21 protein-coding genes are annotated in these 25,416 nt (G+C 39.6%); 8 read left to right on the forward strand and 13 right to left on the reverse strand.

Annotated features, from left to right (window positions below; genetic code table 11):
- The first annotated feature begins 154 nt into the window (after positions 1–154).
- A complete protein-coding gene (locus AACS98_RS18510) occupies positions 155–1,240 on the forward strand; it encodes a RuBisCO accumulation factor 1 (RefSeq protein WP_066382548.1) in 1,086 nt (361 codons plus the stop codon).
- Positions 1,241–1,355: 115 nt separating this feature from the next.
- Here AACS98_RS18510 and AACS98_RS18515 read toward each other — a convergent pair whose 3' ends face one another.
- The 4 genes from AACS98_RS18515 to AACS98_RS18530 form a co-directional block, all read right to left on the reverse strand.
- Positions 1,356–3,011 (reverse strand): glycosyltransferase family 39 protein, encoded by a 1,656-nt coding sequence (locus AACS98_RS18515; protein ID WP_066382550.1) that lies wholly within the window; start codon positions 3,009–3,011, stop codon positions 1,356–1,358.
- 211 nt (positions 3,012–3,222) lie between these two features.
- Entirely contained in the window at positions 3,223–3,831 is a 609-nt protein-coding gene (locus AACS98_RS18520) for a Uma2 family endonuclease (RefSeq protein WP_066382551.1), read from the reverse strand.
- Between the two features lie 263 nt (positions 3,832–4,094).
- A complete protein-coding gene (locus AACS98_RS18525) occupies positions 4,095–5,225 on the reverse strand; it encodes an aldo/keto reductase (protein WP_066382553.1) in 1,131 nt (376 codons plus the stop codon).
- Positions 5,226–5,354: 129 nt separating this feature from the next.
- The gene (locus tag AACS98_RS18530) at positions 5,355–5,852 is read right to left on the reverse strand and encodes a bifunctional nuclease family protein (protein ID WP_066382555.1); all 498 of its coding nucleotides are present in this window, start codon (positions 5,850–5,852) and stop codon (positions 5,355–5,357) included.
- Positions 5,853–6,189: 337 nt separating this feature from the next.
- Here AACS98_RS18530 and AACS98_RS18535 point away from each other — a divergent pair, with 337 nt between their 5' ends.
- Positions 6,190–6,867: a riboflavin synthase gene (locus AACS98_RS18535; RefSeq protein ID WP_066382557.1), complete on the forward strand. Its 678-nt coding sequence runs from the start codon at positions 6,190–6,192 to the stop codon at positions 6,865–6,867.
- 176 nt (positions 6,868–7,043) lie between these two features.
- Here the strand turns inward: AACS98_RS18535 and AACS98_RS18540 are convergent, their stop codons facing one another.
- Positions 7,044–8,894: a peptidoglycan DD-metalloendopeptidase family protein gene (locus tag AACS98_RS18540; protein ID WP_066382559.1), complete on the reverse strand. Its 1,851-nt coding sequence runs from the start codon at positions 8,892–8,894 to the stop codon at positions 7,044–7,046.
- Between the two features lie 100 nt (positions 8,895–8,994).
- Positions 8,995–9,807: a biotin--[acetyl-CoA-carboxylase] ligase gene (locus AACS98_RS18545; RefSeq protein WP_066382561.1), complete on the reverse strand. Its 813-nt coding sequence runs from the start codon at positions 9,805–9,807 to the stop codon at positions 8,995–8,997.
- A 68-nt stretch (positions 9,808–9,875) separates the two neighbouring features.
- Here AACS98_RS18545 and pgeF point away from each other — a divergent pair, with 68 nt between their 5' ends.
- Together pgeF and AACS98_RS18555 are read left to right on the forward strand one after the other, a co-directional pair.
- Complete coding sequence (pgeF, locus tag AACS98_RS18550; protein WP_066382563.1) at positions 9,876–10,649, forward strand: peptidoglycan editing factor PgeF; 774 nt, start codon at positions 9,876–9,878, stop codon at positions 10,647–10,649.
- Between the two features lie 336 nt (positions 10,650–10,985).
- Entirely contained in the window at positions 10,986–16,616 is a 5,631-nt protein-coding gene (locus AACS98_RS18555) for a trifunctional serine/threonine-protein kinase/ATP-binding protein/sensor histidine kinase (RefSeq protein WP_066382564.1), read from the forward strand.
- 88 nt (positions 16,617–16,704) lie between these two features.
- Here the strand turns inward: AACS98_RS18555 and AACS98_RS18560 are convergent, their stop codons facing one another.
- The 4 genes from AACS98_RS18560 to csaB all read right to left on the reverse strand — a co-directional run bounded on the left by AACS98_RS18560 (position 16,705) and on the right by csaB (position 21,163).
- A complete protein-coding gene (locus AACS98_RS18560) occupies positions 16,705–18,432 on the reverse strand; it encodes an NAD(P)/FAD-dependent oxidoreductase (protein ID WP_066382565.1) in 1,728 nt (575 codons plus the stop codon).
- Between the two features lie 227 nt (positions 18,433–18,659).
- Positions 18,660–18,860 carry a hypothetical protein gene (locus tag AACS98_RS18565; protein ID WP_066382567.1) on the reverse strand — a complete coding sequence of 67 codons (201 nt, stop codon included), beginning with the start codon at positions 18,858–18,860 and terminating at the stop codon, positions 18,660–18,662.
- Between the two features lie 202 nt (positions 18,861–19,062).
- Positions 19,063–19,767, reverse strand: a complete 705-nt coding sequence (locus AACS98_RS18570) for a hypothetical protein (protein WP_066382569.1) — start codon at positions 19,765–19,767, stop codon at positions 19,063–19,065.
- Positions 19,768–20,125: 358 nt separating this feature from the next.
- Positions 20,126–21,163, reverse strand: coding sequence for a polysaccharide pyruvyl transferase CsaB (csaB, locus tag AACS98_RS18575; RefSeq protein WP_066382893.1), 1,038 nt, complete (start codon positions 21,161–21,163; stop codon positions 20,126–20,128).
- 17 nt (positions 21,164–21,180) lie between these two features.
- Here csaB and AACS98_RS23650 point away from each other — a divergent pair, with 17 nt between their 5' ends.
- From AACS98_RS23650 to hisA, 4 genes are all read left to right on the forward strand, one after another.
- Positions 21,181–21,357, forward strand: coding sequence for a hypothetical protein (locus tag AACS98_RS23650; RefSeq protein WP_197480076.1), 177 nt, complete (start codon positions 21,181–21,183; stop codon positions 21,355–21,357).
- Positions 21,358–21,384: 27 nt separating this feature from the next.
- Positions 21,385–21,732 carry a DUF2499 domain-containing protein gene (locus tag AACS98_RS18580; RefSeq protein WP_066382571.1) on the forward strand — a complete coding sequence of 116 codons (348 nt, stop codon included), beginning with the start codon at positions 21,385–21,387 and terminating at the stop codon, positions 21,730–21,732.
- Positions 21,729–22,031: a DUF3593 domain-containing protein gene (locus AACS98_RS18585; protein WP_066382573.1), complete on the forward strand. Its 303-nt coding sequence runs from the start codon at positions 21,729–21,731 to the stop codon at positions 22,029–22,031. The genes AACS98_RS18580 and AACS98_RS18585 overlap by 4 nt, the downstream gene beginning before the upstream one ends.
- A gap of 121 nt (positions 22,032–22,152) precedes the next feature.
- Positions 22,153–22,926: a 1-(5-phosphoribosyl)-5-[(5-phosphoribosylamino)methylideneamino]imidazole-4-carboxamide isomerase gene (hisA, locus tag AACS98_RS18590; protein WP_066382575.1), complete on the forward strand. Its 774-nt coding sequence runs from the start codon at positions 22,153–22,155 to the stop codon at positions 22,924–22,926.
- Positions 22,927–23,132: 206 nt separating this feature from the next.
- Here hisA and AACS98_RS18595 read toward each other — a convergent pair whose 3' ends face one another.
- From AACS98_RS18595 to AACS98_RS18605, 3 genes are all read right to left on the reverse strand, one after another.
- Positions 23,133–24,008 (reverse strand): hypothetical protein, encoded by an 876-nt coding sequence (locus AACS98_RS18595; protein WP_198161155.1) that lies wholly within the window; start codon positions 24,006–24,008, stop codon positions 23,133–23,135.
- A 213-nt stretch (positions 24,009–24,221) separates the two neighbouring features.
- Positions 24,222–25,049 (reverse strand): IS982 family transposase, encoded by an 828-nt coding sequence (locus AACS98_RS18600; protein ID WP_066377014.1) that lies wholly within the window; start codon positions 25,047–25,049, stop codon positions 24,222–24,224.
- Between the two features lie 71 nt (positions 25,050–25,120).
- Entirely contained in the window at positions 25,121–25,393 is a 273-nt protein-coding gene (locus AACS98_RS18605; protein ID WP_066382577.1) for a hypothetical protein, read from the reverse strand.
- Positions 25,394–25,416: the final 23 nt, after the last annotated feature.

The following is a 25,416-nucleotide window of genomic DNA, read 5'->3' on the forward strand; positions in this document are numbered from 1 at the left end:
AAGCCTTGCGGGAATGTACTGATAGGATTGCGGTGATACTAATGAGTAATATTCATAACCTAAAATTTTCTCTAGCGGTAGAGGGTAGAGCTATTTCGCTGTAAAAGATTACAATAAAACTTGCCTCTCAAGTAGAAGCTGATATTTGAAGATTATGACTGACTTACCACCCAACGCTCCCAATACTGAGAATGCGTCTGATGATGCAACACAAGAGTTACTAAGAAAGTTAAGACAAAAACAAGGTAATTGGGTGGAGTGGGGATTGGCGATCGCTACTTTGCAAAAAAGCGGTTACAATCCTCAAGAAATTTTTGAAGCCACGGGATTTGAGCCAATTCAACAAAATCAGGTGATTGTTGGCGCACAAGTATATAGTTCCCTAGAAAAAGCCGGCGCATCAGAAGCGACGCGATCGCACTATGCTGTGCGTGGTAGCGATATTTTATATGAACTGCGGTTACTCACCCACGAAGAACGGGCGGCGACGGCGGAGTTGACTTGCCAACATAAACTAGATGTAGATGAAGCGCGGGAAGTCGCCAAAGCTGTCAAAGATTTTTCTCGCTTCCGCACTTTACCCACAGGATTCTCTCAGCATCCAGGGGACGCAGTAGCTTATCAAGCTTGGAAATTAGCACGGCAAAAGACAGATTTACAAGAGCGATCGCGTTTAATTGCCAAAGGTTTACGCTTTGCCCATACACAAACAGCTAGGCAACAAATAGAACAGTTGCTGACAGATTTTACCGTTGTTTCCCAACGTCCTGCACCCATTGCTCCCTTTTATCGCTTTGATTCTGAAGAAGAACTACCCCGCATTGTTCCGGTGGTGGGTGAGTTACCTTTAACACCCCAAGAACTCAAAGCAGTACCTTTGATAGAAGAAATTGAACCATTTCGCATAGTCAAATTTGCCGGTGAACAAGCTTGGGTAGCCTTACCGGGTTGGCAAGTGTTGTTGAGTGCAGAAGATCCTGTGGGGATTTTAACGACTAGCGATCGCTTTCCGAGTCAGACACAAACCCAAACTGAGCCTGTCTTAGTAGTTGTAGATCGTTCCCAGCGTCAATGGAATGACTTTAGTTACTTTGTAATTGATCAAGATGGCGAATTAGATTTTCAGTGGTTTGAAACAGAACCAGAATTTCCCATCTTAGGAAAAGTAATGATCATAGTTCGTCCTCGCAGAATCTTAGATGAAGAAGTAACTAAAGATTCCTGGCAAATTGACGAGTAAATGAGGGAATAGGGAGGGGGAATATGTAGAGACGTTGCATGCAACTTCTCTACAGTTGCAGGGGAGAGGTTTGGAGAGGGGAAAATCCAATGCACAATGCCCAATGCCCAAATAATTACTTACCGCATCGGTAAAGCTGATAAGGAATTCCGATGCGGTAGTGTTGTTTGGGGTCAATGATACAATTTGTTTGCTGAGATAACGCCAACATTTCAGGATACTCCCTTCGTCTCAAACCAGGGGCGACAATCCATAAATTTAGGCGAGATGTCACGGATGTAGACAGTTGTGAAAGTTTTTCCCAAACAACAGAAAAATCAGGGGTTCTATTTAAAGCTGCAAAACTATCAAACTCAGATTTTTGATTTCTGATTTGTTCTAGTCTTAAAGCAAAACTCAGCCCTAAAGCCACATCTTGATAATTTTCATAAGTGACTACTAACATCACAGGTATAGATGGTTCAAAATTGATATGTTCTGCCACTTTTTCCGGCTGAAATGGCTTTTGAAACATCAAATTAAACACAACAAAAATACTACTTAATAAACCAACTAATATAAAAATTAATATAATTTTTTGTTGGTGAATTTTGACTGGTGGAATTTTAACTATGCTAGCTGCTAAAAGGGCGCAAAAACTAGGATAGTAGACAAAACTATAACGGGGAATAGCAGTAATATCTTTACCAACTACATAAGCAATAGTGAAGCACTGTAATAATACCAACGCAGTGAAAATTATTAGGGTTAATGTCGCCAACCGGGTTGTATCTTGTAAGCATAATTGCTTTAAACCTTTAAATATGATTAATCCAGCCCAAAAAGTGAAACTCAACATTAATAACCCAGAAAAGATAGTAATTATTAATGATTGATTTTCCACAGGTAAAGCTATAATCATCAACATGCAGTTAATCAGCGTTTGATAAAAAGGTGCAATGATGATTGTGCTAGGTAGCCAATTAGTTTCTGAGCGTTGAGCGTGACTAAGAGTTACCAATATCCAAGGTAGAAAACATATAATTACACTAACAGTAGATATAATTAAAGCTAACCGAATTTGACGCTTATTAATTAACAGAGATTTATCCCAATAAGTGACTATCAGTAAAGTAGCAATTTCCGCGATAAAAGCTAGAATAAAGAAATAGTGAACATAAAAACCAATAATATTAATAAAAACCCATAAACACCAAACCAAAAATCGGATGTTACCTTTAACAATATCTTGCTGAATTTGCATAAATCCCAACAATGATAGAGTAATCAGGAACATGGGTAAAGTATAGTGTCGAGCTTCTTGAGAAAGATAGACAGCGAAAGGAGAAACCGCCATGAGGAAAGCGGCGAAAATTCCTGATGTGGGTGAAAAGGCGATACAATTGACACCGTAAATAGCTAAAATAGCACCAATACCAAACAAAGCAGGTAGCGATCGCAATTTTGTCACCCAATCATTACCCAAAGGAGTCAACCAAGCCAACCAGCCATACATCCCACAAAAAAATAAAGGCGGATGGGTAGATTGACTAGCAAGATTATCAGCGATTTCTCGACAACTAACCCCAGACTTAAAAGTAAAAATTTCATGTACCTGATGCAGAGGAAAAACCACATCCAAAGGCAAATCCTGATAATTTTTACCTAAACTAAAGATAGCAGTAATCACCTCATCCATCCACAGAGGTTTTAAATCTAAATGCCAAAAACGCAAAACAGAACCGAGTGCGATCGCCCCCAATAACCAAAAATAATATTGGCAATTTTTCATCTTATAAAACTTCAGTATTTCTTTGCCCAAATTCCTCAAAAAAGCGCATAGCAAACTTTTCTTTTATCGTAATTAACACCTACATCTAATCAATAAATATTCTACACCTATTTGTCACCCCAACCAGCAGACCTTTCTGAAACCTCCGCGTACCTCCGCGTTTCCCTCCGCGTTCCTCTGCGTTTAAAAATTAAACCTTGGGTACACCCAACTAATCTAAATTATCAATTTCCCCTTCCCCTTCCATAACCTCAAACTTCACCTTATTATATAAATCTTGTAAACTAATATCAAAAGGTAAACTTACCAGCGAGATTTGCTCATCCTCTTGATTATATTCGTGCAAATTCCATTGCTTTTTCCCAGTTTTAGAAACCTGTTCCACATAAACCTGGTGTTGATTAATTAACAAATATTCTTGTAAGCTAGAAATTGTCCGATAAGCCTGAAATTTATCTTCCCTGTCATAGCCTTGAGTCGATTTTGATAACACCTCAACTATTACCTGGGGATTTAAAATTATATCTGTACGGTTGTTAAGAAATTCCGGCTCACCAGCCACAATCATCACATCTGGATATGTGTAGATGCGCTTTTGGGGTATCCATAGACGAACATCACCCATATAAACTCGATAGTTTTGCTTTTTGAAAGCGTAATTCAACTCAGTGCTGAAATTGAGTGCTATTTGGTTATGATTTACTGTTCCACCCGCGATTGGAATGATTTTCCCCTCAATATATTCACTTTTGTACTCAGCCGTTTCTTCTAGTGCTAAATATTCCTCTGGGGTGTAGTATCGCTGTTGAGTGATTGCCATAGTTTTATTAATTAGCGACAGCCTCAAGAGATTTTCATCATCTTACGAAATAGTTTAACGCAATTGTTTGGCAAGATATGCTACTGCTGTCTATGGGTAATTTTTGGTAATTTTGATTGCTTAAGTAAGTCCGTGGGAATAAATATAACTATGTTCAGTAATGCAAACTTATAAAAATCGAGTTCGTAGTAAGGACTTCAGTCCTTATTTTAGGACTAAAGTCCTTACTACAAACATTTAATTATCTACGCTGTTATACTTATTTATCCCCACAATCTTCTACCAGCTTTACCATTTAATCGATTGTGAGCATCAGCTAATAAAGCCGGAATATCTAACTTTTCGGGACAACGAGGTAAACAATCACCGCATTCTGTGCAACGGTTGGCTTTCATTCCAGGAAACCAATGACCAGCATTTTCAAACATTCTATAACGATACTGCCCGTAATCTGTCATATCATAAGCCACAGCTAAATTACGTAAGCGTAAAACCTCTGGAATATGAATATTTTCTGGGCAAGGTAAACAAGCATAGCATTGGCTACACTTATTAGTTTCTAAAACTATTTTTTGATGGATTTCTAAGCGTTCAAAAATTAAATTTTCTGCTGATGTTAACTCACTAATGCTATCAGCAACTTTTAAAGGTTCTGTTAATTCTTCTGGGTTGGCTGGCCCTACACTTAAGGTAGTAATGCGTTGATCACTCAGTAAAAATCGATAGTTTAATTCTAAAGGTGAAAATGGCTGACATAAATCTTTAAGGGTTTCGGGAGGTGTGTAGAGTTTTCCTCCCTTATCGGCTGGGGAAATAATAAAAACGCCCATGTCTTTTTCAGTCGCTAACTGAATTGCTGGCGCGTTTCTTAGAAAAAAATAGTAATAATGCAGATTGACAAATTCAAATAAATCTGTATTTATCGCTGCTTGTATTAATTCTAATGCACCGTGGGAGGAAAAGCCAACGTGTCTGACTCGACCATCGGTAATCGCTTCTGCGACGGCTTTCATACAGCCACCTTTGGCTTGTACCCACTCTAGATGTTCCCAAGTGTTTAAGCCATGAATTCCCAGACAATCTAAATAATCTGTATTTAATCTTTCTAGGGATTCATGGATATACCGACGCATACTATCAGCATCAGCTGTAGGTGGGATTTTGGTAGTGATGTACAGTTGGGAACGAGGTACTGACAAACCACTTTTAATGACTTTACCGAGATACTCCTCACTTTTACCGTATCCTCTGGCTGTTTCTATATGATTGATTCCCTGCGCTATGGCTTTGTTGATAGTCTGCTGAACATTTTCAGCATCAGCTAGGTAGCGCATTGTTCCTAAAGAAAAAACCGAAAGGTGTAGATTTGTTTTCCCAAAGCGTCGATACTGCATAAGTTTAGTTGCGAGTAAGGGAACTATAAAAAATAAATTATTTCGCTTAAAGTTCCTGAACGTTCACTGTTAACTGTTAACCGTTAACAGTCAACAGTCAACACTCAACACTTAATACTTAGCACTTTTTTAACTGTCACCATTATCAAAACGCTTGATCAAATCTTCAGGACGAAGATTTGAGACAAATTCCCGGAAAGCTTGTTGTTCTGCTTCATCAGCGTCACGATCAACAGGAATAGAAGCATCTGCAATCACTTCTTCCATTACCCAAATTGGGGAATTTGTACGCAAAGCAACTGCGATCGCATCGCTAGGACGTGCATCAATTTCTTTTTTGACTTCGCCTTGCTGGACAATCAACGCCGCATAAAATGTATCTTTCTGCAAAGAATGAATGATGACTTTTTCTAAAGTCATATTCCATGCTTCCAGAATATTCACAATCAGGTCGTGGGTTAATGGTCGAGGAGGCTTTTGATTCTCCAACGCGCCCATAATTGCCCTAGCTTGTTCTTGTCCAATATAAATTGGCAAAGCCCGCCGATCTGAGGCATCTTTTAAGAGTATTATCGGACTGCGGGTGATGGCATCTAATGCTATACCAGCGACTTTCATTTCAATCATTGGCTATGCCTCTAAAATCATGGGTTCGCTTAATCTTAAGTGATAAATTTTACCCTCGGTTGGGTAAGTAGAAGGAGAAATAAACATAGGCATTGTTCTCTATAATTGCCTCTATTAAACTCCCAACTGGTTGTGAACACCAGAGTAAGTCAAATTGGTCTTGATCGACAACAACCTTCTTAACCAAGTATGCCTTGTGCGGGATGCCATTGTGTTAATAAACTTATAATAAAAACAGTCAGAAAATATACTCATAATTTCCGGCATTTTTGTCAGAATTACCAGTTGTTTTTCGGCATTTTTAGGCAATAAATAGAGTTAGTTTCAAAAAAAAGCCGTGTTTACAGGATTAATCCAAGCATTAGGAACAATCAAGCCCCTAGGGGGAGATTCTTGGCAAATTACTTGCGTGAGTCAGTCATCATTAATTATGGAGGATTTGGCTTATGGTGATAGTGTTGCCGTAGACGGTGTTTGCCTAACAGTGGAAGAAATTTTAAAAAATGGGTTTATTGCCTCAGCTTCACCGGAAACTTTACGCCGCACAACTCTAGGAACAGAGCAAGCACAACAGGGATACGTGAATCTCGAAACCTCGTTACGGGTAGGTGGAAAAGTCGGCGGTCATTTTGTCATGGGTCATGTAGACGGTGTAGGTCGATTGGTAGAAGCTCAACAGACTAAAAGTTCTTGGGAAATGACGTTTATCGCACCGGAGGCGATCGCCCGCTATATTGTCCCCAAAGGTAGTATTGCTGTCAACGGCGTTAGTCTGACAATAGCTGCTTACGAAGCGGAATTATCTCAGTTTACCGTGGCCGTAATTCCGGTTACTTATGCTGAAACCAATCTGCACTATCTTGCATCTGGCAGTTTGGTAAATTTAGAAGGCGATATTCTCGGCAAATACGTTGAAAAATTGCTTCACCCTGGCAAAAGCTACCTCACAACCCCAGATGATAACAGCCTGAGTGAAGTTACACCCGCATTTTTAGCAGAACATGGATATTTGTAGGGATTGGGGATTGGGAATTGGGGACTGGGGATTGGGGACTGGGGACTGGGTATAAACAAGTCAAAAGTCAAAAATTCTGCGGAAAATTCATTTAATTTTGAATTTTGTAGGCGTAAGCCTTCCCGTAGGGTATGCGTGAATTTTGAATTGATTTGTCTCCCCTACTCCCCACTCCCTTACTCTCGGATTGCTTGCGCTGTTTGTACGCCTTGCAATAACTGGCTGAGGGCGACTTGTAACTGTACACCAGGGTCAACTGCTACCCAGCCGTTTGGAGTCAAATGACGGACTTCAAAGTGCAGATGAGGGCCTGTAGAATTACCTGTACTACCTACTCTACCGATGACTGTGCCTGGTTCTACCCACTGTCCGGGACGAACAAAGATTTCTGACATGTGGCCGTAGAGGGTTTGTTGAGCAGAAGCGTGGTTGAGGATGACGGTTAAACCGTAACCACCCACCCAATCAGCCGTTTGTACTTGACCCTTAGCGGCTGCCAAAATGGGTGTACCCAGAGGCGCACCTAAGTCAGTACCAGCATGGAAACGGCGATCGCCTGTAATCGGGTGAATTCGCCAACCAAATAACGAAGTAATCGGAGCAGCCACAGCCAAGGGATACACCATCCCGGAACCGCCACGATAAGCGATCGTACCTGTGTAGGGTATTTGTGGTAATACTGATGCCAAGGGTATATCGTATGCTACGGTGCTAGCACGCGGGGCAAAATTACCTTCTGCCATTGGTGGGGGTAATGTTCCACCACTGGGAGCAATGGGCGTAGCATTAACTTTGGTGGTAGCAAATTCGCTGGGCTGAGGAATAAAGCGGTTAGGATTATATGAGGTTTTAGTCACACTACCCGACGCTACCGTTGAACTCCGCCATCTCCTAGGACTCTCAGCCTGAGCCGATGAGCGTACTGGGGAGACAGAGACAGTTGGTGAGACAGTAGCTAACTTAGCAGTTTCACTTTTCTTGAGCCATGTAGGGGTTGATTTACCCGTGGAATTGGCAACACTTTGGCTAGCAGCTGGTGGTTTGGCGCAGAAGCTACCGGCTACCCTCTGCCCTGAAGCCAAAGTTGTGCGACACCCACTAGAGCGTTCTGTGAGGATGACAGAATTTGGTGCTTGATAAGTCCCTATCTCGGCACTATAGTCGTTAGGGTCAATATAAGCGTTGTTATAATCCCGCTTAGGTTGCTCAACTTTAACGCTGTTATTACTATCCGAATTCTGGGATGGTTGGGCAGCTGTTGGCTTTTGCTCAGGTAAAGAGCGAGTCGGGGTAGTTACTTCTAGCTGGGGTGTTACCTCTGAATCTTGAGCCGCACTCACCCGTGTAGTTTCTACTTGCGGTTGTGACTTTTTGGCATTCACAGGGTTAGCTACTTCTAGCTTGGGTTTCACCTGTGAGTTTTCAGTAGCACTCACCCGTGTAGTTTCTATTTGCGGCGGTGACTTTTTGACATTCACAGGGTTAGCTACTTCTAGCTTGGGTTTCACCTGTGAGTTTTCAGTAGCACTCACCCGTGTAGTTTGTACTTGCGGCGGTGACTTTTTGACATTCACAGGGTTAGCTACTTCTAGCTTGGGTTTCACCTGTGAGTTTTTCGCCGGAGTCATGGGCGTAGTTTGTACTTGCGGTTGTGATTTTTTAACGCTCACAACTGGCTTGTTAGATTCAATCTCAATTTTAGCTTGAGATGATCTAACTGGCTTTTGTGTTTGAGAAACCCCAGAATTACGTAGCCTTTGCCTGAGTTCGGCTTGTCTTGTAGACACTTTTGGCTGCGGTTGAGATGCTGGTGGTATAACAATATCTTTTTTTACAGAATTTTCCCCGGTTGTGGGCTGGGAATTTTCAATAGTAGGAACGATGTTATCTATCGATGTTTCCGTTTGGGCAAACACCAGGCCGCCACTGAGGAAACTAACGCTACTTAACCAACATAAACCTTGTGCTGGTAGAGTGTAGGCTAGGGGTTTTTTTTGATTATGGGCAGAGTGATTGCGCTGCGTCATTTTTTCTCTGAGTTGAGTTGTGTCTTATTTGCCTAAAAAGATGATGCTAGTGGTTTGTTTTGATTAAAGAGCGAAATTATCAACAAACCTCAGACGAACCTTAAGACTTACGATAACCCAAACTAATCTTACCGGGTTCTAAAGAAATTTCTTGTGTTCTTATATCATTTATAGATTCTGTCTCGAAAGTCACCCTTAAATCACCTTGCGGCGTTACGCCAATGATAGTTCCTGCAAGATTATTGACGTATACGCGATCGCCCATGTTCACCAATAATTCTATATAGCGAGACAAAAGTATACTTACTCCTTCTTGGCAAAGGCAAGTTATACCGGACTCTATCCCCAGCAAAACCTGACAAATTAGCATTTCCAGACAGGAAATAGGCTGATGCGCTTGATTAGCTTGCCAGGATTGTAAATTGATTCCTGTTTCTGGTACTGGATTAGTCCAGTTAATCCCCACACCAATCACAGCTTGTGTAATCATACCTTGGTTGACTTTAGTTTCTGTGAGAATGCCGCCTAATTTGCGACCATCTAAGACTAAATCATTAGGCCATTTAATTCCAATATCAATACCACATTCACGCAATTGATCAGCGATACCCCAAGCACTGGCTAAAGTTAGCTGATAGCTGAGGTTAGCTGCTAAATTAGGAGTAATCGCCACAGAAAGATATAGTCCGCCTGTTTGGGATACCCACTGGCGGCCCCACTGTCCGCGTCCGGCTGTTTGTTCTGTCGCAATCACTACTGTACCTACACCTGCGCCTTGGTTGATTAAGTCCCAGGCTACTAGGTTTGTTGATGTCACATTGTTAAATATATGTAGGGAAAATGGTAAATAATCATACTTACGCTCGGCAGTGAGCGCAGCTAGTAATTTTTGCTGATTAAGTTCCACAGCCATTAACTGAAATTCCGTTGTTCAAGTTAGCATTGATTGGCTGGTAAATTTCTGTTTAGGTTTGGTTCAAGATGCACACTTGGCAATGGCATAATTGGCAGGGACTACCATATTTGACTTGTAGTCTCTTAGGCAATTGGCGGCATGGTTTTTTTACCCAGCAGTTTTGGCCGCGATCGCCCCAGGAATTAACAAAGATGCTGCACCCAGAAGCATCAGCATATCGCTTAAAACAGGTACATGGCAATACTGTTCTCACCCCGACGGAAATAGACAGCAAGCTAGATTCAGCAGATGCTTTAGCGGCGGCGGATGGTTTAGTGAGTGAGCAACCTTTACAAGCGGTTTGGGTTGCCAGTGCTGATTGTACACCGGTTTTGATTGGGGATGTGAAAACTGGTCAGGTAGCCGCAATCCACGCAGGTTGGAGAGGTACAGCCCAGAAAATTGTCCCCCAGGCGATCGCCCGGATGCAAGCCCAAGGTAGTCATCTCGCTGACTTGCGGATTGCAATGGGGCCAGCCATTACTGGGGAGGTTTACCAAGTTTCTGTAGATGTAGCCGCCGAAATTGGGTCTACAATTATATCACATAACGACAACCAAAACATAGTCAATACATTACACGCGCTACCCCATTCACCATTATTAGCTGACCCAGAACCGGGGAGAGTCAGACTAGATGTGCGACGAGTGAATACTTTGCAAATGCAAAGTATAGGTATTAGTGTAGAGCAGATAGCGATCGCACCCTATTGTACCTACCAAACTCCTGATCATTTCTTTTCCTACCGTCGTGAACAACAGAAAAAAGTTCAATGGTCAGGGATTGTTAGCGTATCTTAAAACGCCTTGTCATGGTTAAAACAACCATGACATAATTTCATGCTTTATGATGGTTATACTCATCATATAAATACAAGACTTACGCAACTGGTATATTGGTAAGGTGCGTCAGATATCAAACATCAGTTTATTGACAGCATTTAAACAGTCTGATGCACCCTACAAGACATACCAGACATTTGTCATCTGACACTTGGGTAAGTCCTAAAATAATGTCGCCTGATGGTATTGATAGCAATTATACTCAATCCATACCGATGAACATTTCTACTGATGTTCACAGGTAGCAAATGGGAATAATACATCATAAACATCAGTGCGTGAGTAAACATCTTTATGACGGTTTCATCCAATACAAATTTTGCAATTCCTGGTTATCGCATCACAGAACAAATTTACACAGGTAGCAAAACAATCGTATATCGAGCCATCAGAGAAGAAGAGCAAAAAGCAGTAGTAATCAAACTGATGCGGAATGAATACCCCACATTCAACGAAATCGCCCAATTTGGCAATGAATACACTATTACTAAAAACCTGCAAATACCAGGGATAATTAAACCCATCAGCCTAGAAAAATACGGAAACAGTTACGCCTTAGTTATGGAAGATATCGGCGGAGTCTCCCTAGCAGCATGGAAACAACAACACAGTATCAGCCTGGAGGAATTTTTCTCGATAGCTATCAATATAGTGTCTACCCTCGAAGAACTACACAAAGCACGCATCATTCACAAAGACATCAAACCCGCCAACATCTTAATTAACCCCAACACACTAGAAGTCAGAGTGATAGACTTCAGCATCGCCAGCTTACTCCCCAGAGAAGTGCAACTACTCACAAATCCCAACGTCCTAGAGGGGACACTAGCATACATCTCTCCTGAACAAACCGGACGGATGAACCGAGGTATTGACTACCGCAGTGACTTTTATTCCTTGGGGGTGACATTTTTTGAACTGCTGACAGGAGAGTTACCGTTTACCAGCAATGACCCAATAGAGTTAGTCTACTGTCATATTGCCAAACAACCACCACAGCCAGAACACAAAAGGAAAGACATACCGCCCATTTTAGGGCATATAGTCAGTAAACTGATGGCAAAAAATGCCGAAGACCGCTATCAGAGTGCTTATGGTATAAAACATGACTTAGAAATTTGTCAACAGCAGTGGCTAACTACAGGAGATATCGCACCCTTTGATTTAGCAACAAAAGATATTTCTGACCGCTTTCTCATTCCAGAAAAACTCTATGGCCGTGAAAAAGAAGTAGCAACCCTGCTAGCAGCTTTTGAGCGAGTTACCCAAGGCGCGATAGAAATGGTGTTAGTTACAGGTCATTCTGGGGTGGGTAAAACGGCTGTGGTGAGTGAGGTACATAAACCTATTGTTCGCCAACGCAGTTATTTCATTCAAGGTAAGTTTGACCAATTACAGAGAGATATTCCTCTGTTTGGATTTGTACAAGCATTTCGAGATTTAATGAAGCAGATTTTGAGTGAGTCTGATGAGCAAATTCAGGCGTGGAAAACTCAAATTCTCTTGGCTTTGGGTGAACAAGCCCAGGTAATCATGGATGTGATTCCAGAGTTGGAACTAATTTTGGGTACACAGCCAACGGTGACAGAATTGGTGGGTAGTGCGGCAGAAAATCGCTTTAGTTGGTTGTTCCAACGATTTATTCAAGTGTTCACTGCTAATGAGCGTCCTTTAGTTTTATTTTTAGATGATTTACAGTGGGCTGATGCTACTTCTTTAAAGTTTTTACAATTGTTGATGTCTGAGTTTCAACAGGGTGAAAAGGTTCACTCTGGTCTATTGTTAATTGGTGCTTATCGTAATCATGAGGTTGCACCGACTCATCCATTAAATTTAGTAATAAACGAAATTCTTAAATTGGGTGGTAACTTAGAAACTATTATTTTAACTGCTTTAACATTTGCCGATTTAACTAATCTGATTACAGATACATTACATTGTCCAGAAAATATTGCTATTTCTCTCACCCAAATTGTTTTTGCTAAAACTCAAGGAAATCCTTTCTTTACCCATCAATTTTTGAAATATCTTTATCAAGAAGAAATAATTTCATTTAACTCTCATCTCGGTTATTGGCATTGTGAGCTTACCAAAGTCCAAGCATTGAAACTCACAGATGATGTGGTTGAATTTATGCAGATTCAACTGAGCAAATTGCCGAAGACTACTCAGCAAGTATTACAATTAGCTGCTTGTATTGGCAATAAATTTGATTTAAACACTCTGGCAATTGTTTATGAAAAATCTCTGGCAGATACCGCCGCAGATTTATGGGCTGCTATTTTAGAAGGTCTCATTTTACCACAAGCTGAGGTTTATCAATTACAAGCAACAGATAATGATGAGCAATATCAAAAGTTTACCAAAAATTTGATTAAAGTCAGTTTGGATAAAAAAGAATCTACAAATTCTAGTTATTATTCACATCAATGTCAATTTGTCCATGATCGTATTCAACAAGCTGCCTATTCTTTAATTTCCGAACAGCAAAAGCAATCAATCCATTTGCAAATCGGAAAATTACTTTTAAGTAATACTCCCTCAACTGAACTAGAAGACAATATTTTTGAGATTGTCAATCAGTTGAATATGGCAATCAAGTTAATTATAGAGCCTAGCGATAGCATTCAACTAGCCGAGATGAATTTGATTGCTGGACGTAAAGCTTTCACATCAACGGCTTATCCATCTGCTCTGAATTATTTAAATACTGGTATTCAACTATTATCTAGTCAAAGTTGGGAAACTCACTATCAACTCACCCTAGCTTTATATGAAACTGCTGCCGAAACATCATACTTGGCTGGGAACTTTGAGCAAATGGAAGTATTAGCTAATTTAGTTTTAGCAAACGCTCATACAGCTTTAGATAAAGTTAAAGTTTATGAAGTTAAAATTCAAGCTTATGGCTCACAAAATCAAGCTTTAGCATCTGTTAATACTGCTCTAGATTTTTTAAAGTCATTAGATGTAATTTTCCCAGAAAACCCCAGCCAGGAAGTGCTTGAGCTTGAATTGAAAAAAACTATTAGTAATTTTGCGAATAGACGCATTGAAGATTTAATTAATTTGCCAATAATGACAGATGCAAAAGCATTAGCTGTCATGCGGATTTTATCTAGTGCATTTACTTTTTTCTTTCAAGCTGCACCCCAATTGATGCCCTTAGTTTGTTATAAACAAGTTAATCTATCACTAGAATATGGCAATTGTCCCCTATCAGCATTTGTGTATGTTATCTATGGTTTTATTTTGACTGGAATGTTGGGAGACATCAATTCTGGTTATCAATTTGGTAAACTCGCTTTAAATCTGAGTGAAAAATTTCATAATAAAGCTGTTAAAGTCAAGATTATCCCTGCCTATAATTACCATATTAGCCCTTGGAAAGAACATAATAATTCGCGACTGCAATCTTTTGTAGACAATTATTATGATGCTTTAGACATGGGAGATTTAGAATTTGCTGCTATCTCTGTACAGAACTATTCTTGTTCTGCATATTTTCTGGGTAAAGAATTAAATACACTATCTCAAGAAATTGCTAGCCATAGTCATTATATTCGCCAAATTAAGCAAGAAAGGGTATTGTACTGGAATCAGTTATATAGACAAGTTGTTTTAAATTTACTCAGCGATTCTGAAGATTGTTATCGGTTAAATGGGGAAGCATACAATGAGCAACGAGACATTAAGTATCATTTGGCTGGTAAGGATGGTATCGGACTATTAAATTTATATATGTGCAAGACACAACTTTGCTATCTGATGGCTAACTACCATGAAGCAAAGGAGAACATTGAAAAATTAGAAAATTATTTACACGCTGCAATTGGTTCTTTAATTCTTCCCCAGTTTCATTTTTATGATTCCTTAGTCAGACTAGCAATACATCCTCATGCTTCTGAGTCTGAACGAGAAAAAATCTTAACAAAGGTAAAAACTAATCAAGATAAGTTACAGTATTGGTCAGATTATGCACCGATGAATTATCTACATAAATTTTATTTAGTAGAAGCGGAGTATGATCGGGTTTTAGGTAATAACTTAGCAGCTATAGATAATTACGAGCAAGCCATGATGCTGGCTCAAGAAAATGAGTATCTACATGAAGAAGCATTAGCTTGTGAATTAGCTGGGAAGTTTTATCTAGGCTGGGGTAAACAAAAGATAGCACAAACTTATTTAACTGATGCTTATCATGCTTATCAGCGTTGGGGTGCAGTCGCTAAGGTTAAAGATTTAGAACAACGTTATCCCAAATTACTGACTCAGATTACTCAACCAGATACATTACAAAATTATAGCAGCGAAATTATAGAGCCAAGCCGAGTTGCTATCCTGAAATCTTTCAGCACAGCTAGCACTCAAGAAACCTTGAGCAGTTCTAACACCAGTATTTCCGATATGCTGGATTTAGGAACTGTGATTAAAGCTTCACAGGTACTGTCTGGTGAGATTGAACTAGAACAGTTACTTTCTACTTTAATGGCTGTGGTGATGGAAAATGCTGGCGCATCAAAAGCAGTTTTGCTGTTGAGTGAGGGTGATAGTGATTTAAAAGTTACTGCCGTTAGTTCTAGTGCAACTGATGGTGCTATTTTGACTGAGTTCCCATCAATCAGTCTAGAAAATAGTCAAGATATACCTGTGACTTTGATTAATTATGTTAAACGCACCAAGGAAATTTTTGTGAGTGATGATGCCAAAACTGTGGCATTTTTAGCAAGCGATCGCTACATTCTCAAGCAAACACCTCAAAGCCTCTACTGCATACCGATTATTAATCAAGGTAAGCTATTAGGTATTCTGTATCTAGATAATCATCTTACCACAGGAGCATTCACGCGCGATCGCGTGGAATTACTCAAACTTATCACCACCCAAGCCGCTATCTCTCTAGAAAATGCCATACTCTACGATAGTTTAGCTACCGCCAATCAACGCTTAGAAGAACACAACTATAACCTAGAGAAAAAAGTCGCCGAAAGAACTCAAGAACTCCAAGAAAAAAATCAAGATTTACAACAAACTTTAGAGGAATTACAACGTACTCAAGCTTATTTAGTCCAAAGTGAAAAAATGTCTTCTTTGGGACAAATGGTAGCGGGAATTGCCCATGAGATTAATAACCCCATTAATTTCATTCATGGTAATATTGATCATGCGAGTCATTATGTCCAAGATTTATTAGATTTGGTGGAAATTTATCAACAAGAATACCCCTCACCATCTCATGTAATTGCGGAAAAATTAGCAGAAATTGATATAAATTTTCTGGCTGAAGACTTACCAAAAGTTCTGGATTCCATGAAAATGGGCAGTTCACGAATTCGTAATATTGTTGTTGGTTTACGCAACTTTTCCCGTTTGGATCAAGCAGAAATGAAACCTGTAGATATTCATGAGGGTATTGAAAATACTTTGATGATTTTACAGCATCGACTCAAACAAAAAAGCAATTTTCCCGAAATTTTAGTTACAAAACAATATGCTAAATTGCCATTAGTTAATTGCTATGCTGGTCAACTGAATCAGGTATTTATGAATATCATCAGTAATGCAATTGATGCGCTGGAGGAGTCAATAGTTGATATTTCACAGTCACAAGAACCAAATACTAAACTATCTAATCAACCAGAGATAATTATCTCTACTGAATTAGTAGATTCGCAGCAGGTACGAATTAAGATTGCTGATAATGGTTGTGGTATGTCACCAAAAGTCAAGCAAAAAATCTTTGACCCATTTTTTACTACTAAGCCTGTAGGTAGTGGTACAGGTTTAGGTTTATCTATTAGTTATCAAGTTGTTGTAGAAAGGCACAAAGGTGAGTTAATTTGTAATTCTACTCCTGGTGAGGGAACTGAGTTTATTATTGAGATTCCTCTGAATGATTTTAATACAATTACTGATGCCAATTAGATTTGAGTTGATACTTGATATCTAACGCAAACCTTGACCCTAAAAATGTAGAGACGTTGCATACAACGTCTCTACATTTTATGATTAACTATTTACGCCTAGTGTAATGTAGTTCACCTTCAACGGGCATAGAAATTTTCAGGGGTGGCTTATCGGGGTTCAAGGATGCTGTTACCCAACCTTCCAAAGTCATGACTTCCAAACAAAACATTGTATGCTGGATGGCGACGCGGAGGTGTTCGGGTGCAAAGCGCGTCTTGAATAAACTAACTAAGTAATGATAAATGTGTTCGATGTCAGAGGTACGGCTGAGAATATCGATTAGTAAACCATAAAGACCAGTAATCGGCAAGCGATCGCCATTTTCTCGGACGTAACATTTAACTTGGCTAATCTCACCATTGTTGTAGACAGCCACACATTCCTCTTTGCTGTTCTCTAGGTTTAACTCAAACACATTGTTATCGCTAATTTCCCAAGGTAATTCTTCTTGGGAAAAACGCTGTACCATCTGTTTCATTGCGCCTAAGTCAAAGCCACCAATCACGGCTTGACCAAGGATATCATTAGTAAAACCGCCTTGTGCTAACCACCGAAACGCTTCAGTGGGACTAAGATTTAACCCGGCTTCTTTGGCTATGGTTTGACAATGTGCTTGCAAATCGGTAAATTGACCATTGGCAGCGTACCAATAATCAGCAAAGCGAATATGTTGTTGTACTCGACGGCGTTGATTTTGGTCGTATTGGTTTTTTAACCATTCTGCGTTATGTTTGCCCTGATGTAATGCCAAGATAGTGTAGGCTAGTTCCCGACCGCCAACATGGGTTAAAGTCATCCCCGCAGCTAATATAGGATCAGCAAAACCTGCGGCTTCTCCGACTAAAAACCAGTTTTCTCCGGTAGTTCTCTGGGCGAAAAATGACCAATCTTTGGTAGTCTCAATTTTACCTCTACTGCTAGCATTGGCAAGCAATTTAGCAATGTGCGGTTCGGCTTGCAGTGCTTCATTATATATATCTGCGGCTGGTTTTTTCGCTTGTTTGTAATAGCTAGCCGGACAAATAAAACCTACACTGGTGCGGGTTGGGCCTAGAGGGATAAACCAAATCCAGCCGTGTGCTAAACTCATTACCTGGACACGTGTACCGCCTACACCAATTTCTACCGCCCACTCGGCGTTATGCCAATAGTCCCAAATGGCGATGTTTTGCAGTTGTGTCGGACATTCAGTTTCTACACCTAAAGCCTTTCGTAATACGCCAATATGGCCAGAAGCATCGACATAGTAAGTTGCGGTGACTTGTTCCCCAGTATTTAAGTGTAAGGCTGTGATGCGATGGGCAAAGCCCCGCCAGAGGCGATCGCCTTGTGTCTCTACTTTCACTACTGCTGTTTGTTCCCGCACTTCACACCCCAATTCTGCGGCGTGACGTAGTAAAATCTCATCATAAACTGCACGGTCAACTTGAAAAGCTGTTTGTTTGCGTTGTCCGGCAAACTTAGCCGGACGAGGTTCTTCTTTAAACTCCTCTAGTCGCAAAAAGTTAAACTCCCAAGGTTCTGGATCATTTCCCCAACGATAGTTACCCCCGACTTTAATCGGGAAATTAGCAGCTTCTACTTTATCCCAACATCCCATTTCATTGAGAATCTCACCAATTTGTGGTAGCTGACTTTCGCCTACATGATCTCGTGGAAACTTTTCCTTTTCTAAAATTAATACACGCAGTTGAGGATTATACTTCTTCAATAAACTCCCAGTTGTGCTACCAGCCGGGCCGCCACCAACAATTACAACATCATAATGATTCATAAGACTGAGGAATTGTGAATAATACGTTTCGATTTACAACATTTTTGTAGGGTGGGCATTGCTTGCCAATTGCTAAAATCCCTAGTTTGAAGTTTTTGGCTGTGCATCGCCTGACATTTATTGATAATCATGCAAGATATGACCATTAATTAGAGTTTTCTGCATGAAAAAAGCATACTGAAAATAGCACCTACCCATAATCAAATTTCAGTATGCAATTTTAACTTTTAAGCATTAGCAGTTAAGGGTGTTTCTGCATCCATAGCGGGATGGGAAATATCCAAGTTTTCTGTCCAAGTGTGGGAAATATCCAAGTTTTCTGTCCAAGTGTGGGAAATATCTAAGTTTTCTGTCCAAGTGTGAGAAATATCTAAGTTTTCTGTCCAAGTGTGAAAAATTTGAATGGTTTCTTCTTGAATATTAGACATGATTTTGTTCCTTAGATTTGCAAATTGGGGTAGATGCTAAACATAATAATTCTGCTATATTCAGGCACAGAAATTTAGATTACTCTCAAGTAATAACTTGCTGTAATCCCTTGCTATTACATCTGTTATGGAAGGTGTAATCTTGATGGGCTACACCTGGATAATAATTCAGTTAAGCGACGGTGACAGCATCATCAATTTTTCAGCCTTGCATAAATGCCTGTTGCTCATCATAATTTGTGGCATATACAAACAGAGCATTTACTAATTCTGTGATTAGCTCGAAGATTTTTTCTACTAACTTCAAAGCCTCTTGATTTTGTTCTTCAGTCAGTTCGATAGTTTGCAGAAAATTTTCTATATCAATGATATGATCAGCTTCTAACTTTTCATGGGATGAACCAAAAAACAGGTATTTATTTCCTGTAATTGCTTGCAATTCTTCAGCCACTTGTGCAGCATTCCCAAAGACAATATTTCCCGTTATCTCTAAAACTTCAATAATCAGTAGCTTTTGTAGTGGTTCTGCATTTAAAGCATAACGAAATAACTGATTAATTACCCAACGTGGGGTTTTGGTTTCTTCACCCCATAAAAATTTTACAGTGTCGCTGAATTTTAATGAGCAGTCAAATCCAAGTTTTTCTATATCCGATAAAAACCATCGCCAGTGATAATCATCTTGTTCAGTATGTTTGTTAATTAATACCTGAATAGGAGCATTACTGTTTAAGTCACGAAATCCGTATTTATTTAAGTCTGAAAAACCCATGATAAAAGGTGTAGCACATTTACCCCAGGCTAATCTTTTTCTAGGGTCTATGCTTTGATCTTGCATGAATTTTAATAAGGGTAACTGGGCAAATTCTTGCTTTTTAGTTGTAATCAATGCAAGGATTTCTTTCATTTTTAAACCCTATCTCACTTTTATGATTCAATTTCGACAATAATTCATGCCAATAGTACAGGAATGAAATTGCTAATTTTTCCTGATGCTTTACTGTATGCGTTGCTGAACTAAATCCGGTTTCTACATGAAATATTTAAACTGCTTAATTCTTTTTTAATATTTATTTGTGGTGAAAATTAACCGTAATATTGTCTATCTTTGTATGTAAAAATTATACTTACTAAAAAAGATTCCTCAAAAATAGACTTTTGCCTCAAAAATGTAATATGAATTACATTAACTAAGATTAGACGATAAATTAGTAAAATATCATCTAAAAGATAGATGACAATTTAGCGAGTTAGCTTAAAAACCTCTAAATGAGGGCTTGAGTTAATAAGTCCCGATGTGTCAACGCTGCATTTACTAAAGATTGGATTTTGTCAGGTGAAAGCTGCTGACCATTTGTGTAATGATCTATCCAAGTTTGACTAATTAAATTGGTATCATCTGGTAAAGTTGCTAAATCCCAGCCAGGTATGGCTAAATCTTCCATGAGACGGTTGACTTTGGGATCATAACTGAGAGCAAAACAGCGACAGCCTTCAGCAGCAGCCATAATTAAACTGTGTAACCGCATTCCAATAGCCATTTCTACACCACGAAACACACCCTTTAAAAGTTGTGGGTCTTCTAGACACAATATTTGGCTAACATCAGTCAGGTGTGGTTGTATGGTTTGAGCAATTTCTAAGTCTTCGCTTTTTTGGAATGGTAACAAGAGAATAAAAGTCTGTGTGGTTTTTTGGAATTCTACTAAAGCATGAGTTAAATTAGCTAACCGGGCTGGTGTTAATTGGGGATGCTTTCTTAAGGTGACAGCAACTCTGGGCGCGGGTAAGTTTTCTAGTTCTGGTACTGGTTGAGCTGCCAAAGCCCAAACTGGATCAGGTGCTAAGATATGAGGAATTTGCCACTCAGATAATAAAGCCGCACTGGCGCGATCGCGTACACTAACTTTGGTACAACCTGCAAAATTTTGTCTAGCTAACAAGCGTGTTTGAGGACGCAACAAAGGGCCGATACCTTGCGCCCAAGCGATAGTTTTTAAGCCCATGCTTTGCGCTAATGCCATCAACCCACCATAATAAAAGGGGCTAATGGTGCTAGTAACATCCTGGATTAAGCTTCCCCCACCCCAAATGAAAGCATCACAGGAACGTAAAGCTTGCAGTACAGCCAAGGGAGCCATCCGATTGTATGCTTCTACATGATAGCGATCGCGTGTTTCTTCTGGATTACCAGACAGCACCACAGGAGTAACATCAGGTGGTAGCATCTGTAGCAGTGTCGCTAGTAAAGCTTCATCACCACCGTTACCTTTGCCGTAATATCCAGATAAGAGCGATCGCATCGTCACCATGAAAAATTGTGGATGTTGGATTTAACTTTATCAGCTTTTTCCCAATAGTTAATCACAAGTCAGCCATCTTGCTACAAAAAGTTGAATTGGCTTATGGGAAGATGGACAAGGGAGTAGAGGGAGTAGAGGAAACGGAGGAAGCAGAGGAGAAAAATTTTTACCTAGTCAACAGTCAACAACTTTGAATTTTGAATTTTGAATTTTGAATTTCTATGCACCCTCTTTCAATTCCGACTTGGATTATTCATGTTTCTAGCGTTATTGAGTGGATTGTCGCAATTTGGTTAATCTGGACTTATGGCGAACTCACTGGTAATCGCCGTTGGTGGGGATTATCCTTTGGGATGTTACCAGCTTTGGTGAGTGCTATGTGTGCTTGTACCTGGCATTATTTCGACAACTCCCAAGCTTTAGAATGGTTAGTGACGCTGCAAGCTAGTATGACTGTAGTTGGTAATTTTACCTTATGGGCGGCGGCGGTGTGGATTTGGCTGGATTCCCGCAACAGCAAAACAGCCGCTAATTCTTTTGATGCAAAACCTATCAAATCAGAGCGATGATATCTAAAGACACCCTATTTGCTTTGTCACTGTTTCCGTATTTGGGTTTCTTGTGGTTTATCAGCCGCAGTCAACAAATGCCCCGTTTAGCATTATATGGATTTTACGGCACTCTCGTATTTGTAGGTGTGACGATTCCCGCCGGGATTTATGCCAAAGTCCATTATGGCGAAGCTTTAGCTAACATAGATTGGCTACACGGTGGTGCGGAAGTTTTTTTGACCCTTTCTAATATTTTGATTGTCTTGGGTTTTCACCAAGCTGTCAAGAAATTACAAGAGCGTAAAAGCGAAATATAAGGGATTGGGGACAAATCAATTCAAAATTCAAAATTCAAAATTCAAAAATATTGCTTTTGACTTTTGACTTGTTTGATGCCCCATGATTAATAACTATGTTAATTAAACAGGGGAAATTTCTATGGACGTAATTCCAGCGATTGATTTATTAGATGGTCGGTGTGTGCGACTGTATCAGGGAGACTACGATCGCTCACAAGTTTTTAGTGAAAATCCGGCTGATGTTGCGAAACAATGGGTAGAGCAAGGTGCAACCAGATTACACATTGTAGATTTAGATGGGGCAAAAGCTGGTAAGGTAGTAAACTTAGGAGCAATAGAAGCGATCGCGCAAGCTGTTTCTGTACCGCTTGAGATTGGCGGCGGATTACGTGACCAAGCTAGTGTAGAACAGGTGTTTAATCTTGGTGTACAGTGGGCGATTCTCGGTACTGTCGCCGTGGAACAACCCCAGCTAGTACAACAACTGTGTCAAAAATACCCCGGACAAATTATCATCGGGATAGATGCGCGGAACGGACTGGTAGCTACTCGTGGTTGGTTGGAAACTTCGCAAGTATTAGCAACCCAACTTACAGTACAAATGCAAGAACTAGGAGCAGCCGCAATTATTTATACTGACATTCACCGTGATGGTACTCTGTCAGGCCCGAATTTAGAAGCTTTGCGGGAATTAGCGGACGCGATTTCTATACCAGTGATTGCTTCAGGTGGGGTAAGTTCTGTCACTGATTTGTTGAGTCTGTTAGCGTTAGAACCCCAAGGTGTTACAGGTGTAATAGTGGGACGGGCGTTATATACTGGCGATATTAACTTAAGAGAAGCTTTACAGGCGATCGGCTCTGGACGCATTCAAGATATTCCCCCCAATTTCGGGTTTTCTTCGTTTGCTTGATTCACCCTGATTTGAAAACAGGTATAATTCCCCTAAAATGTAGAGACTAAGCATGGCTAGTCTCTACATTGCAGAATCAAGTGCATCTTCATCAATCGTAGGGTGGGCAATGCACGCAATGTAAAAATCAGGTTTTAAGCGAAGTGTAAGCTGTGCATCGCCGCACTGTGATGGCAATAAAGCAACTGGTGTAAAATGTCAGTACCCTATTTCAACCTGTAGTTCCAAGTCTTTATCGCTAAATCAATATACCAACCTAAATTTTCAGGACTTTGTTTTTCAAAAGAAGTCCACCATGCCAAAGTAGCCTCATCAATTGGTGGTGTAATACCTTTCAAAAGATATATCAACAACTGAAATGTATTTGGTGATCCTAATGAAGCGTAATATAGGTATAAGTTAGGTTTAGTCCATATTGGCATACCATCCCTATTAAATGATGGGCAGATATTCTTAATAGGTTTATTTTTCATATCAATAGTATTTTTAGTATACACCAACCATTCAACAAGAGAATTTTCAGAGAAAGGATTGTTATCTTTAGCTAAAAGCAGTCCAAATCGTGCAACAGGGATTTTTATATTTGTTTTTACCATTGTGGGCAACCACAAAAATAATCTAACTTCTTTGCTAGTATTTGTTATTTCTGCTAACTTCTTATGATTCTCTCCTTCACCAGTTGCATATAGTACCTTTCTATAGCTAGAGCTAACCATTTCTTTTACTTTTGGTTGAGCCATTAGCAGTGTTCGCAAAGCTGTAAAATCATCCCAATATTCTTGAGGCAAATTATTTCTAAAATTTATAATAAAAGCTGATAAACTTCTTTGGGATAACTCAGGACTTGTTGGACTATCAGGTAAACCAAAGATAGGGTAAGAAATATCATAAGTTTGACTACAGAGTTTGAATTTAGCTGAGTTATTACTTCTTTCAATACTAAACTCATAAAAGCAAATATCATCCTCAAATTTTGAAGCCTCTTTGTCTGTATAGTTATCTTCATGAAAAGCAGGTGAAACCGCTATTAACTTGACTGGCAAAGAGTAATCTATAATATCTGAAAATGGTTGTTCTTGCAAAATCGCCTTTCGATAACGAGTTAACTGAGAAACTAAACCTCTATCCTCCTCATTCTTTAACTCAATTATTAACCCAAGTTGCGGGTAATAGAAGATAAAAGAGGATAGGGTTCGTGTAGGCATGGTAAATGAGGGGTTGTGCGAACTCCAACCACCATGAAAATGCAACGCTGGAATGTTCAGTATAGTTGAAAAGAAAGAAGCATTTACAACTTAGTCAATAAAAGCTTGTTTCAGAGTATAGGCAAAAATAAAAGCTTGTACCTTCAGTAAAAACCCTTCATAAGTTACCGCATGAATTGATTTTTGGAAATAACTTGTAATGCCACTAAACACGGTTTCAATGTAATGACGAATAGACTGTTTAATGTATTGAATCCAAGGAGGGTCTTGGCGTTTAGAGTTACTTTTTCGGATGACTTGCATTGAGATTTGCTCAGTTTCGAGCAAAACATCCTCCACAGTGTAATCAAGATAGGCACAATCAGCATAAACTTGACTTCCTGGGGGTAAATTCAATGGTAAAGCACTCAATCCCCGGATATCGGTCGCACTTGCTGGCAGGAACACAAATTCAACGGGAGTACCTGTTTTGGTAGTTAATAACTGTACTCTTACTCCATAAAAATAACGTTTCTTAGATGCGATATAACCCCGATATTCTGGTGATTGGATGAGATGGGCATTAAAGATGCGAATGTTATCACAGATCGGTACAGGAAACGAGTCTAAAAGATATTCCGTATTTTCACTAATTTCTTTCAGTGCCATTCCCACTTGATGAAATAAATCGTTCATTAACATTGCTACATGATGTAATCGCCGATTAAATCGTGATTTTTCTAACATTCTTGGCATCAATTTATGGTCTTTCATGTAGCTGCAAGCCTGACTATGATTACCACCAAAGTACATAGCCGCGATTATTGCCGTTGTGATAATTTCTGCATCACTCATTTCACAACGAATATCCTCTTTATGGCCGATCGCCTTTAATAAGTCATCTATGACAGAATAGATCGTAACTATTTCATTTAACATCTGTCCCTCCTCTTTGTCTTGTCTGGAGGGATTTTCTTGTTTCTCTACCTTTATGTCATCTCTCTTTGAGACTAACTAGCAACTTGGGTTATTACTGGCTGTTTGCCTGATTTAGTAAAACCTAGTAAATCACATCGCTGCATTTTAATATTATGCTGACGCTTGACTAAAACTAATTCAGGAAAGATTTTTTCAAAATTAGCTTCAATATAATCTTCCAAATGCGATTCTGACTGAAAGTTGATTTTTCCCCCTACGTATATTAAGTGGGGATTGACTTTCTCTAGTTCATCATTAAAGCGTTTAGAGGATGCTGTTAAATGTTTGGCTTTGAGGTACGGCATAAAAATTTAGAATAGATTAAAGT

It is taken from the genome of Anabaena sp. CA = ATCC 33047, from assembly GCF_963870205.1.
GTDB lineage: Bacteria > Cyanobacteriota > Cyanobacteriia > Cyanobacteriales > Nostocaceae > Trichormus.